This is a genomic window from Dickeya lacustris, assembly GCF_029635795.1.
Classification (GTDB): Bacteria; Pseudomonadota; Gammaproteobacteria; order Enterobacterales; family Enterobacteriaceae; genus Dickeya; species Dickeya lacustris.
In genome coordinates, this window is record NZ_CP114280.1 from 3,368,613 (window position 1) to 3,382,785 (window position 14,173).

Below are 14,173 nucleotides of genomic sequence, written 5' to 3' on the forward strand. Positions count from 1 at the left end.
GGCGGGATGATTTATACCTTTTTACGCTGGTTACTAAAAAGCCTATATCGTATTGAAATTAAAGGCGATGAAAGCAGCTTCCGACAATCCAGGCTTCTGATTACGCCAAACCACGTCTCTTTTTTGGATGGCGTACTGATGGCGCTGTTTTTGCCGCTGTCCACCAAGCCGGTGTTCGCCGTGTATTCCAACATTGCCAACCGCTGGTTTATGCGTTGGCTCGCGCCCTATATCGACTTTTTGCCGCTCGACCCCACCAAACCGCTGGCCATCAAACAGCTGATTCGCCTGGTTGAGGCCGGTCGCCCGGTCGTGGTCTTCCCCGAAGGGCGTATTTCTGTGACCGGCTCGCTGATGAAAGTCTACAGCGGTGCCGCGTTTGTCGCCGCTCGCGCCGGGGTAAGTGTGGTGCCGGTGCGTATCGAAGGGGCTGAGTTTACGCCGTTCGGACGGCTGGGTGGCGTAGTGCGCCGCCGCCTGTTTCCTCAAATTTCACTGCATTTTCTGCCGCCGAAAACCTTACCGATGCCGGTGGCGGCGTCAGGTCGCGAGCGGCGGGAAAAAGCAGGAGAGGCGCTACACCAGATAATGATGGATGCGCGCATGGACGTGCGCCCGCGCCATACGCTCTATCAGGCATTTTTGGCGGCCTGTACCCGGTATGGCTACAGCAGCCCATGCATTGAAGATATTGCGCTTAAAGAAGACAGCTATCATGGCCTGCTGAAAAAAGTGCTTGGCGTGTCGCGCATTGTGCAGCGCTTTAGCGCCGAGCGTGAGGCGGTAGGCGTGCTATTGCCAAACACCACGGTGACGGCGGCGGTGATCCTGGGGGCTTCTTTGGGCAACCGCATACCCGCGATGCTCAACTATACTGCCGGGGCTAAAGGCATTCAGAGCGCGATGCGCGCCGCCTGCCTGAAAACCATCGTCACATCGCGACAGTTTCTGGAGAAAGGCAAACTTACCCATCTGCCGGCGCAGGTCAAAGAGGCAAACTGGGTCTATCTGGAAGATCTGAAAGCAACGGTGACGCTGGCCGACAAAGCCTGGATTTTCTTTCATCTGTTATTTCCGTGGCGCGCGGCTCCGGCGCAGCAGGCTGAGGATAGCGCCGTTATCCTGTTTACCTCCGGTTCAGAAGGCCAGCCGAAAGGCGTGGTACACACGCATCATAGTCTGCTTGCCAATGTTGAGCAGATTCGCAGCGTAGCGGATTTCACGCCGCGCGATCGTTTTATGTCGGCGTTGCCGCTGTTTCATGCCTTCGGGCTGACGGTGGGGCTGCTAACACCGCTGATGACCGGTGCGCGGGTGTTCCTCTACCCAAGCCCGCTGCATTACCGCATCGTGCCGGAGCTGGTGTATGACCGAAACTGCACCGTGCTGTTTGGCACCTCCACCTTTCTTGGCAATTATGCGCGCTTTGCCCACCCTTATGATTTCGCGCGTTTGCGCTATGTGGTGGCGGGGGCGGAAAAGCTCTCGGAGCGGGTGCGCGAGACCTGGCAGGCGCGTTTTGGCATTCGTATTCTTGAAGGGTATGGCGTGACAGAGTGCGCGCCGGTGGTGGCGATTAATGTGCCGATGGCCTGTAAACACCAAAGCGTCGGGCGTTTATTGCCGGGGATGGAAGCCCGGCTGATAGCGGTGCCCGGCATTACGCAGGGCGGATGTTTGCAACTGCGCGGCCCGAATATAATGCAAGGTTATATGCGGGTTGAGCACCCCGGAGAGCTGGAGCCGCCTTGTGCGCTTAATGCGCACGGTGTACGCGAGGCGGGCTGGTATGACACTGGCGATATTGTCTCGCTCGATGACGCCGGTTTTTGCACCATTATTGGCCGGGTGAAGCGCTTTGCCAAAATCGCGGGGGAAATGGTGTCGCTGGAGGCGGTAGAGCAACTGGCGAATCAGGTGTCGTCACAGGCGCAACATGCCGCCAGCGCGCGCAGCGATAACAGTAAAGGGGAGGCCCTGGTGCTGTTTACGACCGATGCGGCACTCACCCGTGAGAGCCTGTTAGCGCAAGCGCGTCTGAGCGGCGTACCGGAGCTGGCCGTGCCGCGAGATATCCGCTATGTGGCATCGTTACCGCTATTGGGCAGCGGCAAACCGGATTTTGTTACGCTGCGCGAGTGGGCGCAACAGCCGGTCGATATGCCGCACACGGCGGATGAGGGCGTCAGCGAAATGGCGGCGGAGCAGCAGAAATGACAGGTAAACACACGACTGGCGAAACGCTGTTTTCCCGTGGCATGAACGCGGTAATGGTGGCGCAATTCTTTTCTGCATTTGGTGATAATGCCCTGTTGTTTGCCACACTGGCGCTGGTGAAATCTCAGGCTTACCCCGAATGGAGCCAGCCATTTTTACAAATGGGCTTTGTCGCTGCTTATATCGTGCTCGCGCCGTTTGTCGGTCAGTTTGCCGACAGCGTTGCCAAAGGGCGGGTGATGATGGTGGCCAATGCGCTAAAACTGGCCGGTGCCTCGCTGATTGCGCTGGGGGGCAACCCCTTTCTGGGCTACACGCTGGTGGGCGTGGGCGCTGCGGCGTACTCTCCGGCCAAGTACGGCATTTTGGGCGAAATCACCCATGGCGGCCAGTTAGTCAAAGCCAATGGCCTGATGGAAGCCTCGACCATTGCGGCGATCCTCACCGGCTCGGTTGCCGGTGGCATGCTGGCCGATTGGCATCTGTATGGTGCGTTGCTGGTGTGCGCGCTGGCGTATGCCATTGCGCTGGCGGCGAACGTGTTGATCCCAAAGCTTGCGGCGGCGCGACCGGGGTCATCATGGCGTCCGTTACGCATGACCCACGCATTTTTCACTGCCTGTCGCCAGCTCTGGCGCGACGGTGAGACGCGTTTTTCGCTGGTTGGCACCAGTCTGTTTTGGGGCGCGGGCGTCACGCTGCGTTTTTTACTGGTGCTGTGGGTGCCGCTGGCGTTGGGTATCCATGATAATTCAACGCCGACGCTGCTGAATGCGATGGTGGCGGTCGGGATTGTGCTGGGTGCGGCGGCAGCCGGTAAGCTTGTGACGTTACACACCGTGCGTCGTTGCCTGCCTGCCGGTGTGCTGATTGGCGTGATGGTGGTGGTGTTTACCCTTCAGCACAGCCTCATCAGTGCATATGCCTGCCTGCTGCTGCTGGGGGCGCTGGGCGGTTTTTTCATTGTGCCGTTAAATGCATTATTACAGGCGCGTGGTCAGCAAAGCGTCGGGGCGGGTAACGCCATTGCGGTACAAAATCTGGGGGAAAACACCGCCATGTTGCTGATGCTGGCGCTCTACTCGCTGGCGGTCAAACTGGGTGTGCCGGTGCTGGTGATAGGGTGTCTCTTCGGTGCGCTGTTTACCTTGGCCATCGCCGGCCTGTGGGGATGGATGCGACTGACAATAAAATAAAGGGTGATGTAGTCAATAATCGTAAAGTGGGCCTGCCTTAGGTATGAAGACACTTTGCTGATAAGTTGTAAACTTATTGAAAGCTAAGGTTGAGAATGCTATGCAGCAAGTTTTTGTGAGAGAAAAGCATGTTTATCATAATGCGGCTTTTGTTGAACTGGTAAAGGACGCAGTCCGTTTTTTTAATGGGACTCCTGTTCATGCTTTGCCTCCATCCGAGAAATTTCTGGGGGCTGGGGTATATGCACTTTACTATACGGGTGATAACCCACTTTATACTCGTTATAGAGAGCTAAATCGTTTGTCTTATGATTTTCCCATTTATGTTGGGAAAGCTGTTCCTGAAGGATGGCGGCAAGCGAGAATTTCCGATTCAGATATCACACAATCGACAGAGTTATATCGCCGTTTGAGAGAGCATAGCAGGAGTATTTCTGCGGGTGATGGTCTGAATATTGCTGATTTCTCATGCCGATTTGTCATCTTTGAAAAAGAGGGGTCTGACATGATTGGTTCAATTGAAGCCTCATTAATCAAGTTGAATCAACCACTTTGGAATTCTTGCGTTGATGGCTTCGGTAATCATGATCCAGGGAAGGGACGATATGAACAAGCACGATCTGATTGGGATGTAATACATACAGGGCGGATTTGGGCAGATCGTCTGAAAGGAGGCGCAGCCAGAAGAGATGATGTTGTTGTGAGAGTTGAAAATCATTTAAAGGGTTTAAAAAAATAACAGTGAAATCATTAGAAATTTTCTCTGGAACGGGTGGTTTAGCCAAAGGTTTGGAAATGGCAGGTTTTGAACATGTGTCTTTTGTTGAGTTAAATAAAGATGCATGTGTGTCTCTGCGAAATTAATTTTAACCCAGAGCTCGTTTTTGAGGGTGATATAGCTACTTTTGATTTGAGTGCATTAGAGACTGTAGATCTTGTTGCTGGTGGCCCCCCTTGCCAGCCATTTTCGTTAGCGGGAAAACACAAAGCGCATCAAGATAGCAGAGATATGTTCCCTTATGCTATACGTTGCATTGAGCATCTGCAGCCTAAAGCATTCTTTTTCGAGAATGTAAAAGGGCTGTTGAGAGAGTCATTTTCAGATTATTTTAATTATATAATTCTTCGTCTGACATATCCTGATTTTAATATTGGTGATGATGAAAGTTGGTTAGTGCATTTAAATAGACTAAAAAAAATAAATAAAGAGAATTATGACGGTGTCACATATGATGTCTCTTTTAATTTATTGAATGCTGCTAACTATGGTGTTCCACAGAAGCGTGAGCGTGTTTTCATTATTGGTATTCGCTCTGACTTGGAGATGACGTGGACATTTCCATTACCCACTCATACTGAGGATAGCCTAAATTGGGATAAATTTGTCACTGGGAGTTATTGGAAAAGACATAATATTCCTGTGCAGAGTAATCCGCGCCTTTCTGCATTGCTGAGAAAGAAATATGGTTTTTTCCCACCAGAGGAAAAACCGTGGCTGACGATACGTGATGCTTTGTTTGGTGTCCCCCATCCAAATGAAAAACATGATATTCCAGATCATATATTTAAAGATGGTGCCAGAGTTTATCCTGGCCATACTGGAAGTGATATTGATCAACCATCTAAAACTATTAAAGCAGGTGGACATGGTGTTCCCGGGGGCGAAAATATGATCCGCTATGAGGATGGATCTGTAAGATATCTCACTACATATGAAGCAAAGCTGATTCAGACGTTCCCCAGTAATTTTATCGTTACAGGCGCTTGGGGGGAGGCGATGCGACAAATTGGTAATGCGGTACCCGTTACACTGTCTGAGGTGATAGCAAAAAATCTTTACCAAATACTGGTCGATGAAACTGATATTGCGGCGAACAGCCGTGCAGACAATCAATAATGGAGTCACGATGAGTCTGATTTGGCATGACTGGGGCGTGAAGGAGCTCAATCCTTATGCCCTGTATGACATTTTACGCCTGCGCAGTCAGGTGTTTGTCGTGGAGCAAGGCTGTGCGTATCAGGATCTGGATGGGCTGGATCTGATTGACGGCAATCGCCATGTTACCGGCTGGCAAAACGGTCGCTTGATAGCCGTCGCGCGCTTGCTGGCCCCCCATGATGGGCAAGATGCCGTGACGATAGGCCGGGTAGTGGTGGCGGCCGATGTTCGTGGCCAGCAGCTTGGTCAGCAACTGCTGATGCACGCGCAGACTGCCTGCGCCCGGCACTGGCCGGGTCGGGCGCATTACCTGTCGGCGCAGGCGCATTTGCAATCGTTCTATCAGCAGTTTGGTTTTGAGGTTTGTGGTGCGATGTACGATGAAGACGGCATTGCCCACGTGCCGATGCGTACCGCTCATTAAACACGCGCTGGCGCATTGACGCATGGCTACAGCGCATGCCGCCGGCCCAGCGGCGGGCGGCATGGTTCAACTGGCGGAATGCGAGATGGTGCTACCCAGTTTTTGTACATCCTGACCAAAGCCGCGAGCGGTGTTACAGCCGCTCAGTGTGGCGGCCATCAGTAAGGCTGCGGCCAATAGTGCGATGGTTTTCATGATTGTTACCTTATCTGTTGTGGTCTCATGTGGCGGGGCGCAGCACCCTGCCAACGGCTACGTTGCCACATTTCCCTGGCGTTTTTCAATGTCGGGCCTGGGCCTGATGCCTGCTTCGGTATCAGCGCCGGGCACGGCCTACTCTTCGCTGAGAAATAACTCGAGTAGCGAGTTCAGAAACAGCTTGCCATGCGCCGTGACCTGCCAGTGGTGCGGAGTTTCGCTCAGATAGCCTTGCATCAGGGCGGCGTCGAGTGAGGCGCGTATCGCCTGCTCCGGCACGCCGGTGTAAGCGGTGAAATCCGCGCGCGGCGCAGGCTCCAGCAGGCGAAAACGGTTCATGAAAAACTCAAATGGCCGTTCACTCATGGCGACGTCGCTACACTGTTGCAGGTAGTTACCCTGCATATAGCCGCGCGGGTGACGGGTTTTTACCGTGCGCATAATGCGGCCATCGGCAAAGGTCAGCTTGCCATGCGCGCCGCAGCCAATGCCCAGATAATCGCCAAAACGCCAGTAATTCAGGTTGTGCTGGCATTGTTTGCCCGCTTTGGCGTAGGCCGAGGTTTCGTACTGTTGATACCCGGCTGCCGTGAGCAAATCATGGCCCTGCTCGAAAATCTCCCACAGCGCGTCGTCGTCCGGCAGCACCGGCGGGCGTGAGCCGAACAGCGTATTCGGCTCGATAGTTAACTGATACCACGACAGGTGCGGCGGATTGAGCGCTATCGCCTGGCGCAGGTCATCCAGCGCTTCCGCCAGTGACTGCTCAGGCAAACCGTGCATCAAATCCAGATTGAAACTGCCAAGCCCGAGGTTTGCGGCCAGATGAGCGGCACGTATGGCTTCCTGCGGGCCGTGAATACGCCCAAGCCGGGTCAGCTTGTCGGCACTGAAGCTTTGTACGCCGATGGAGATGCGATTAATGCCCGCCCGTTGATAGCCGCTAAAGCGGTCGGCTTCCACCGTGCCGGGGTTGGCTTCCATGGTGATTTCCGCCGAGGCGGACAGCGGCAGGCGCGCCCGCACGCCATCAAGCAGGCGCTGCATGGCCTCGGCGCTCAGAAGACTCGGGGTGCCGCCGCCGATAAAAATGCTGTGTACCGGGCGCTGACCGGCCATCGGCAGGTCGGCATCCAGGTCAGCCAGCAGGTGCGTGACGTAATCATCGTGCGGCACCTCGCCTTTAAGGGCATGAGAATTAAAATCGCAGTAGGGGCACTTTTGCACACACCAGGGAATATGGATGTACAGGCTCAGTGGCGGCAGCTTAAGCATGGTTCAGCGCACCCAGCAACTGACGCAGCGCTTGCCCCCGGTGCGAATGGGCGTTTTTTTCTTCCCGGCTCAGTTCAGCGGCGGTTTTTCCGAGGGCGGGGACGAAGAATATCGGGTCATAACCGAAACCGCCCGTCCCGGCTGGCGCTCGGGTAATCACGCCCTGCCAGCGGCCATGGCACACCAGCGGCGTCGGGTCATCGGCATGGCGCAGATACACCAGCACGCAGTGGAAACTGGCCTGACGGTGTTCATCCGGCACCGATTCCAGCGCGACCAGCAGCTTTGCCAGATTCTCGCTATCGCTGGCCTCTGCACCGGCATAGCGTGCCGAATAAATGCCCGGCGCGCCGCCGAGCGCATCAACGGCGAGGCCCGAATCATCTGCAATGGCAGGCAGGCCGCTTGCACGCGCGGCGTGGCGGGCTTTGAGAATAGCGTTTTCGATAAAGGTTAAACCGGTTTCTTCAGCAGACGCGATGCCAAGGGTAGTTTGCGCTACCACATCAAGGCCAAAATCCGCCAACAGACCGGCGAGTTCACGCACTTTACCGGCATTACCGGTCGCTAACACCACTTGTTGCATCTGTGTTTCCTGCTTTGTTTAACGAAGGTATTCAGGGGATGAGGCCCGCGATATCCGCTGGGATGGCCTGCGGGCCGATGATTCTAATCTGTTTGTGACGCCCGAGCTCGCCTTTTTCGATTTTCACGCAGCCTTTGGCGACGCGAAATTGTTTGGCGAGGAATTTGATTAAATGCGCATTTGCCTGACCGTCTACCGGCGGGGCGGTAATGGCGACTTTTAGCTCGTCGCCATGCAACCCGACAATCTGGTCACGGCTGGCTTTCGGTTGAATATACAACCGAATCACCAGCCCCTCTTCGCAGTGGCTGATAGCACTCACAGCAAAAACCACAGCCCCGGGAAAAAGTCCATGCCGAGATAATTGAGCAGATAAAGCAGTAAAATCAGTACCATCGGCGCGAAATCCAACCCGCCTGTCGCCGGTAAAATCCGCCGGATAGGGCTCATCAGCGGTTCGGTTAACTGATACAGCATATAGTCTACCGGGCTGCGGCCCTGACTGACCCAGCTCATCAGCGAGCGGATAATCACCACCCAAAACACCAAATAACCGGTGGATTTCAGTAGCGCCAGCAACCCGACCACCAGATTAATCGGGCTTAATGACAGCGAGCCGACCTGAATTAACAACAACAGCGGGTATTTCATCGTAGTGAGCAAAAACGCCAACAGGAGCGAGGCGCTATCGATAGGCCCAAGCGAGGGGATGATACGGCGCAACGGCCCGATAATCGGCTGGGTGAGCTTCACCACAAATTGCGCCAGCGGGTTGTAAAAATCACTGCGCGCCCACTGCATCCAGATACGCAGCAGCAGTACCATTACGTACAGGTCAAGCAGGGTCTTGACCAGAAAAGTCAGGCTCAACATAAAGCGGTCATTCCTTCAGTAAAAGTCACGTTTCAGACGACAATCAGAACAGCGATTCCATTTCTTGTGCCCGATGTACCGCCGCTTGCATCGCATCGGCAACCGTCTGGCTTAACTGGCGTTCATTAAAGACGCGCAGCGCTTCGGCAGTGGTGCCGCCTTTAGACGTCACATTCTCCCGCAACTGTGACAGCGCGATATCCGGGCTGGCCTCGACTAAGGCGGCCGCGCCGCTGGCCGCTTGCTGCACCAGCAGACGCGCGGTATCGGCATCAAACCCCTGGCGTATTGCTTCTTGCTGCATCGCTTCCATAAACAGGAAAAAATAAGCTGGTGCGCTGCCTGCGGCGGCAATCACGCCATTTATCTGCGACTCTTCGCTGACCCAGCAGAATTTACCGACGCTTTCCATCAGCCCGGCGGCGAACGCGCGATCGGCATCGTTCACGTCTGCGCGAGCGTAGAGCCCGCTCATCCCTTTGCCCACCAGCGCTGGGGTGTTCGGCATAATACGCACAACCGTGATGGATGACCCCAACAGTTGGCGGAAACGCTCGACACTGACGCCGGCGGCAATGGACAGCACCAGCTTGCCGCTAAATTCCACCTGCTGCGCCAGCGCCTCACACACCCCGGCCATTAACTGCGGTTTCACGGCCAGCACCACCACATCGGCTGTGCGGGCGCAGGCGGCATTGTCAGCAAGGCTGGTAATACCGTAGCGCGCGGCCAGCGCATCACGGTGGGTGGTGGACGGGGCGCTGACGCTGATATGGTCGGCAGGGTAGCCGCTCTCTACCAGCCCGGCAATAATCGCCTGGGCCATGTTACCTGCGCCGATAAAGGCTATTTTACGGTGTTCCATCGAATTCTCGCTGTTGGTCTGTCTGTGGTTATCTGGTGTTAAGAGGCCGTAGTGCCGTAATCACGCGCACCAAAAATGGCCGTACCGATGCGTACCAGCGTGCTGCCCGCCGCAATAGCGGCAGCCATGTCATCGGTCATCCCCATGGACAAGGTATCCAAAGTGCCATAATCCGCGCTCAGTTGCAGAAAAAGTTCGGTCATTTGGCGAAATACCGCCAGTTGGCCGGCGGGGTCTGTTTGCGGCGCAGGAATTGCCATCAACCCGCGTAATCGCAGATTCGGCAACGAGGCGACCGCCGCTGCCAGCGCGGGCACGTCAGGGGCCAGCACGCCGGATTTGCTCGCTTCTTCGCTGATATTGACCTGGAGTAACACATTAAGCGGCGGCAAATGCGCCGGACGCTGCTCACTCAGGCGCTGGGCGATACGCACTCTGTCAATGGTGTGGCACCAGTCGAAGTGCTCGGCGACCGGCCGACTTTTATTCGACTGCAACGGCCCAATGAAGTGCCATTCCAGCGCCAGTTCCGGGTGGTGGGTTTGAAAATAGCGTACCTTTTCGCACCCTTCCTGTACGTAATTCTCGCCGAAGGCACGTTGCCCGGCGGCGATCGCTTCTTCGAGGGCTATCACAGGTTTCGTTTTGCTGACGGCAAGCAGAGTAATCTCTTCTGGCGCGCGCCCGCATTGCGCTGCTGCATTCAGGATTCTTTGTCGCACGTCCTGTAGATTTTGCTGCACGGTTGTTGTCGTCATGGTGATTCAGGAGGCCAGTCATGGATGTGAGTGAATGGGTGAAGTCTAGTGTAAAACAGAATGCTTCCGATCTGCACCTGTGCAGCGGCCATCCTCCGGTATGTCGTATCGATGGGGTGTTAGTCGCTGATTCCCGCGCGCCGGTATTACACCATGCCGAGCTTGAGCAGTGGTATCGCCATTGGCTGCAACCCGACTGCGCGCAACAGCTGCAACAATCTGGTCAAACAGACTGTGCGCTGACCTTACCTGACGGGCAGCGGCTGCGCGCGAATCTGTTTATGCAGCGCTTTGGCGTATCGATGGCTTTGCGGTTGATTCCATCGCAACCGCCTGAGTTACAGACGCTGGGCGCACCGCCGGTATTGGCGCAATTGCTGACCCGGCGCGAGGGGCTGATATTAGTCACCGGGGCGACCGGCAGCGGTAAGTCAACCACCCTTGCCGCAATGGTTTCGGCACTGAATCAGCGCGATGCCCGTCATATCATCACCTTAGAAGATCCTATCGAGTTTTTACACCCGAGCCAGCGCTGCCTTATCCAGCAGCGAGAAATCGGCCTGCATAGCGAAAGTTTTGCCAGTGCGTTGCGCGCTGCGCTGCGTGAAGACCCGGATGTCCTGCTGCTGGGGGAATTGCGTGACAGAGAGACGATAAGCCTTGCGTTAACGGCGGCGGAAACCGGCCATCTGGTGCTGGCAACGCTACATACCCGACGGGCGGTACAGGCGATAGAGCGGTTAGTCGATGTTTTCCCGGCGGAAGATAAGGCGTTTATTCGCACCCAATTAGCCTCCAGCCTGAATGCTGTCGTGACGCAAAAACTGCGGCCTGCTTGCGAGGGGGGTCGGGTGGCGTTATTTGAAGTGCTGATCGCCACACCGGCCGTCAGCCATTTGATTCGTGAGGGAAAAACCCATCAGCTCGCCGGGGTTTTGCAAACCGGCGGACAGTTTGGCATGCAGACCTTCGAGCAAAGCTATCAACAGCGGCGTCGGGCAGGGCTGGTGCCGGACGCCGACGCCGAAGACCTGTTGCTATGACAGCATTCATTGATCGTATTCGTTGATCGTATTCGTTGATCGCATTCGCCGTATCTGGTTTACACATAGCATTGCGTTATTAATCACGTTATTAATCGCGGGAATTGAGCCGTGTGATAAGCGCTGATGCCTGATGCGGTGTAACCACCGCCAGGCGCTAGGGTTTTATCAGCGCGGTGTCATCAAGAGCTTGTAGCATCGCGGTGAGCTCCAGTGCAGGAACCGGACGCGAAAACAGGAAGCCCTGCGCATAGTCGCAGCCGATGCGGGTCAGGGTGTCGCACTGCTGCTGGGTTTCCACGCCTTCGGCCACGACTTTGAGGCCGAGGCTGTGTGCCATGGCGACAATCGCTACGCACAGTTCAAAACCGACGCCTTCAAGGTCTTCAACAAAAGAGCGGTCGATTTTCAGACAGTCGATATCAAATTTCCTCAGATACGCGAGTGATGAATAGCCAGTGCCGAAGTCATCAATGGCAATCTGGATGCCTGCATCACGAAAGAGGTGCAAATTGTGGTTTACCCGGGATTCCGCATTCAGCAGTAGCCCTTCGGTAATCTCGATGATAACCGCATTGCCTTCCAGCCCCTGGCAGGCCAGCTCTTGAATCCAGTTCATGTCAGCAAAATCTTTGCTGCGTAGTTGAATCGGCGATTGGTTGATGGCGATTTGGAACTGGGCGTCAAACCGTTTGCGCCACTGGGCCAGTTGGGTGATAGCCTGCTGTGCTATCCAGTCGCCAAGAGGCACGATAAGCCCGGTGTCTTCTGCCAGCGGAATAAACTCTGCCGGGCTTACCATGCCGCGAGTCGGGTGGTGCCAGCGCACTAACGCCTCGGCTTTGACGATACGGTTAGTCGCAAGCTCGATGATAGGCTGGTAGTAAACCTCGAATTGCTCATGGGCGATGGCGTTGCGCAAATCGTTCGTCATACGCAAGCGCGCTCGCGCGGCCTGATGCAGCGCAGGCGTATAGTAATGAAAGCAGTTGCGCCCGGCGTTTTTGGCGGCATACATCGCCTGATCGGCATTTTTGAACAGATCTTCGAGTGTATTGCTGTCATTCGGGAATAAGGCGATGCCGATACTGGCGGACACCAGCATGCTCTCGCCATCAATATCGAAAGGCTGCGCCAGCTCTTTTAGTAGCGCTCTGGCGATACGTTCACTGTCATCACTGCGGATAAGATCAGACAAGATAATGGCAAATTCATCCCCGCCCAGCCGGGCGATGGTATCGGCACCTTGCACGCACTCGGTAATCCGCCTGGACACGGCAAACAACAGCGCATCCCCCGCGCGATGCCCCAGGCTGTCGTTAACCGATTTGAAATGGTCGAGATCGATGAGCATCAGTACCATCGGCTGGCCATGTTGTCTGGCGCGCGCAACGGCCCGTTCGAGCTTGTCCTGGAACATATGGCGGTTTGGCAGCGTTGTCACCGCATCATAATTGGCTTGTCGCCAGATGAGTTCTTCTTGTTTTTTGCGCTGGGTAATGTCGGAAAACATTCCCACATAGTTCAGAGGATTACCTGCACTGTCCTTCACCACATTGATGGTCATCTCTTTGAGAAAATCGCTGCCATCTTTCTTGCGATCCCACATTTCACCCATCCACAGCCCTTTTGCGTGTATGGCTTGCCACATCGCATCATAGAACGCGGGATCGTGTCGTGGTGAACGAAACATGTTGGCCTGCTGGCCGACGATGTCGGTGGCGCTATAGCCGGTCAGGAGGGTGAATGCCGGGTTGATGGCAATAATTCGATTGCTGACATCGGTGACGATAATCGCTTCCTGACTGCTTTCATAAACCGTAGCGGCTATCTTCATTTGTTCACGGGCTTTTTGTCGCTCGGTAATATCAAGCACGTATACCAGCCTGTCGGCACGATAACCTTGCTGTGCAAAAGGAACCGATTCAGACCACACGGTCAGGACGGTGCCATCGCGACGCATCACCGTCCATTCTCCACCTAAGCTGCCGCCATTATCCAAAAAGTTCTGGTGGCGGGCCAGTACGGATGCATGGGCGGACTCGGGGAACACCATCGTAAAGCGATGGTTAATCATTTCTTCCTGGGTGTAGCCATAGATAGCGCTATAGGCGGGGTTGACGGTGACATAGTTTCCGTCATAACTGATAACGGCAATGCCTACCGGACAACGGTCTAGAATAGCCTGAAACAGACTTTCCGAATTCCATGTAGAACCTGTCATCATTCACCTCATTATTTATGCTGTATTTATGACAAACCAGACAGGGATAGGCGTAACAACCCGTTTATTCGCGATAACAGCGTTATTTGTTATGGCCGTGTTGTTTTTTTATGACGAGATAATCGTCATCACCGTAATTGGTTATCCGCCGACAACTGGCATGCTGTTCTGGTTTGTACTGTGCGTCTTGTTTTTAATTTTTTGATTTATTGTTTTTAAAGTGAATGTTTCTCTGTGCATCAACCGGGTATGGACAGGCCACTGGCAAGCGGTTGAATGCGGATGTTGCCCACCTATTCTCTCGTTTTCTCTCGTCACGCAGATTTGCGAAAATGTCCTGTGAAGAAATTATCGACCACAAACGGGAACTTCTGAGATATCAGTATTGAATTCGGTAAAAAAATACCAAAGAAAGAAAAAATATTCGGTAAGAGAGTACGGGTTGGTGACGGCAGTGAATAACAAGGCAGGAATAATTCTGCACGAAAGTGTTAATGTTCGGGCCACCGATAACGCTATTGGCCGACCAGACTATTTACCGATAGGGTGATTCACTGTTCGGGTTATTCATCGAT

The 14,173-nt window shown here is 54.5% G+C and carries 15 protein-coding genes; 7 read left to right on the forward strand and 8 right to left on the reverse strand.

From position 1 onward, the window contains the following. Positions 1 to 6: 6 nt before the first annotated feature. The 6 genes from aas to O1Q98_RS15235 all read left to right on the forward strand — a co-directional run bounded on the left by aas (position 7) and on the right by O1Q98_RS15235 (position 5,776). Complete coding sequence (gene aas, locus O1Q98_RS15210; protein WP_125260552.1) at positions 7 to 2,217, forward strand: bifunctional acyl-ACP--phospholipid O-acyltransferase/long-chain-fatty-acid--ACP ligase; 2,211 nt, start codon at positions 7 to 9, stop codon at positions 2,215 to 2,217. Next, positions 2,214 to 3,413 carry a lysophospholipid transporter LplT gene (gene lplT / locus O1Q98_RS15215; protein ID WP_125260551.1) on the forward strand — a complete coding sequence of 400 codons (1,200 nt, stop codon included), beginning with the start codon at positions 2,214 to 2,216 and terminating at the stop codon, positions 3,411 to 3,413. Before aas ends, lplT begins: the two co-directional genes overlap by 4 nt. Positions 3,414 to 3,513: 100 nt before the next feature. After that, the gene (locus O1Q98_RS15220) at positions 3,514 to 4,152 is read left to right on the forward strand and encodes an Eco29kI family restriction endonuclease (protein ID WP_125260550.1); all 639 of its coding nucleotides are present in this window, start codon (positions 3,514 to 3,516) and stop codon (positions 4,150 to 4,152) included. Positions 4,153 to 4,208: 56 nt separating this feature from the next. Continuing rightward, positions 4,209 to 4,277: a hypothetical protein gene (locus O1Q98_RS15225; RefSeq protein ID WP_278143768.1), complete on the forward strand. Its 69-nt coding sequence runs from the start codon at positions 4,209 to 4,211 to the stop codon at positions 4,275 to 4,277. Further along, positions 4,252 to 5,310, forward strand: a complete 1,059-nt coding sequence (locus O1Q98_RS15230; RefSeq protein WP_278142172.1) for a DNA cytosine methyltransferase — start codon at positions 4,252 to 4,254, stop codon at positions 5,308 to 5,310. Before O1Q98_RS15225 ends, O1Q98_RS15230 begins: the two co-directional genes overlap by 26 nt. A gap of 10 nt (positions 5,311 to 5,320) precedes the next feature. Then, positions 5,321 to 5,776, forward strand: coding sequence for a GNAT family N-acetyltransferase (locus O1Q98_RS15235; protein WP_125260548.1), 456 nt, complete (start codon positions 5,321 to 5,323; stop codon positions 5,774 to 5,776). Between the two features lie 66 nt (positions 5,777 to 5,842). On the opposite strand, the gene O1Q98_RS15240 is transcribed toward O1Q98_RS15235, so the two are convergent. From O1Q98_RS15240 to O1Q98_RS15270, 7 genes are all read right to left on the reverse strand, one after another. Then, entirely contained in the window at positions 5,843 to 5,971 is a 129-nt protein-coding gene (locus O1Q98_RS15240; RefSeq protein ID WP_125260547.1) for an entericidin A/B family lipoprotein, read from the reverse strand. 138 nt (positions 5,972 to 6,109) lie between these two features. Continuing rightward, positions 6,110 to 7,249, reverse strand: coding sequence for a radical SAM family heme chaperone HemW (hemW, locus tag O1Q98_RS15245; protein WP_125260546.1), 1,140 nt, complete (start codon positions 7,247 to 7,249; stop codon positions 6,110 to 6,112). After that, positions 7,242 to 7,835: an RdgB/HAM1 family non-canonical purine NTP pyrophosphatase gene (gene rdgB / locus O1Q98_RS15250; protein ID WP_125260545.1), complete on the reverse strand. Its 594-nt coding sequence runs from the start codon at positions 7,833 to 7,835 to the stop codon at positions 7,242 to 7,244. The genes hemW and rdgB overlap by 8 nt, the downstream gene beginning before the upstream one ends. Positions 7,836 to 7,866: 31 nt before the next feature. Continuing rightward, positions 7,867 to 8,157, reverse strand: coding sequence for a DUF167 family protein YggU (gene yggU, locus O1Q98_RS15255; RefSeq protein ID WP_205744285.1), 291 nt, complete (start codon positions 8,155 to 8,157; stop codon positions 7,867 to 7,869). Then, complete coding sequence (locus O1Q98_RS15260) at positions 8,154 to 8,708, reverse strand: YggT family protein (protein ID WP_125260543.1); 555 nt, start codon at positions 8,706 to 8,708, stop codon at positions 8,154 to 8,156. Before O1Q98_RS15260 ends, yggU begins: the two co-directional genes overlap by 4 nt. A 43-nt stretch (positions 8,709 to 8,751) precedes the next feature. Further along, positions 8,752 to 9,573: a pyrroline-5-carboxylate reductase gene (proC, locus tag O1Q98_RS15265; RefSeq protein WP_125260542.1), complete on the reverse strand. Its 822-nt coding sequence runs from the start codon at positions 9,571 to 9,573 to the stop codon at positions 8,752 to 8,754. A gap of 38 nt (positions 9,574 to 9,611) precedes the next feature. Beyond that, complete coding sequence (locus O1Q98_RS15270; protein ID WP_125260541.1) at positions 9,612 to 10,331, reverse strand: YggS family pyridoxal phosphate-dependent enzyme; 720 nt, start codon at positions 10,329 to 10,331, stop codon at positions 9,612 to 9,614. A 20-nt stretch (positions 10,332 to 10,351) separates the two neighbouring features. Here O1Q98_RS15270 and O1Q98_RS15275 point away from each other — a divergent pair, with 20 nt between their 5' ends. Next, positions 10,352 to 11,374: a type IV pilus twitching motility protein PilT gene (locus tag O1Q98_RS15275; RefSeq protein ID WP_125260540.1), complete on the forward strand. Its 1,023-nt coding sequence runs from the start codon at positions 10,352 to 10,354 to the stop codon at positions 11,372 to 11,374. A 157-nt stretch (positions 11,375 to 11,531) separates the two neighbouring features. Here O1Q98_RS15275 and O1Q98_RS15280 read toward each other — a convergent pair whose 3' ends face one another. Further along, the gene (locus O1Q98_RS15280) at positions 11,532 to 13,601 is read right to left on the reverse strand and encodes a sensor domain-containing protein (protein WP_240632822.1); all 2,070 of its coding nucleotides are present in this window, start codon (positions 13,599 to 13,601) and stop codon (positions 11,532 to 11,534) included. Between the last annotated feature and the right edge of the window lie 572 nt (positions 13,602 to 14,173).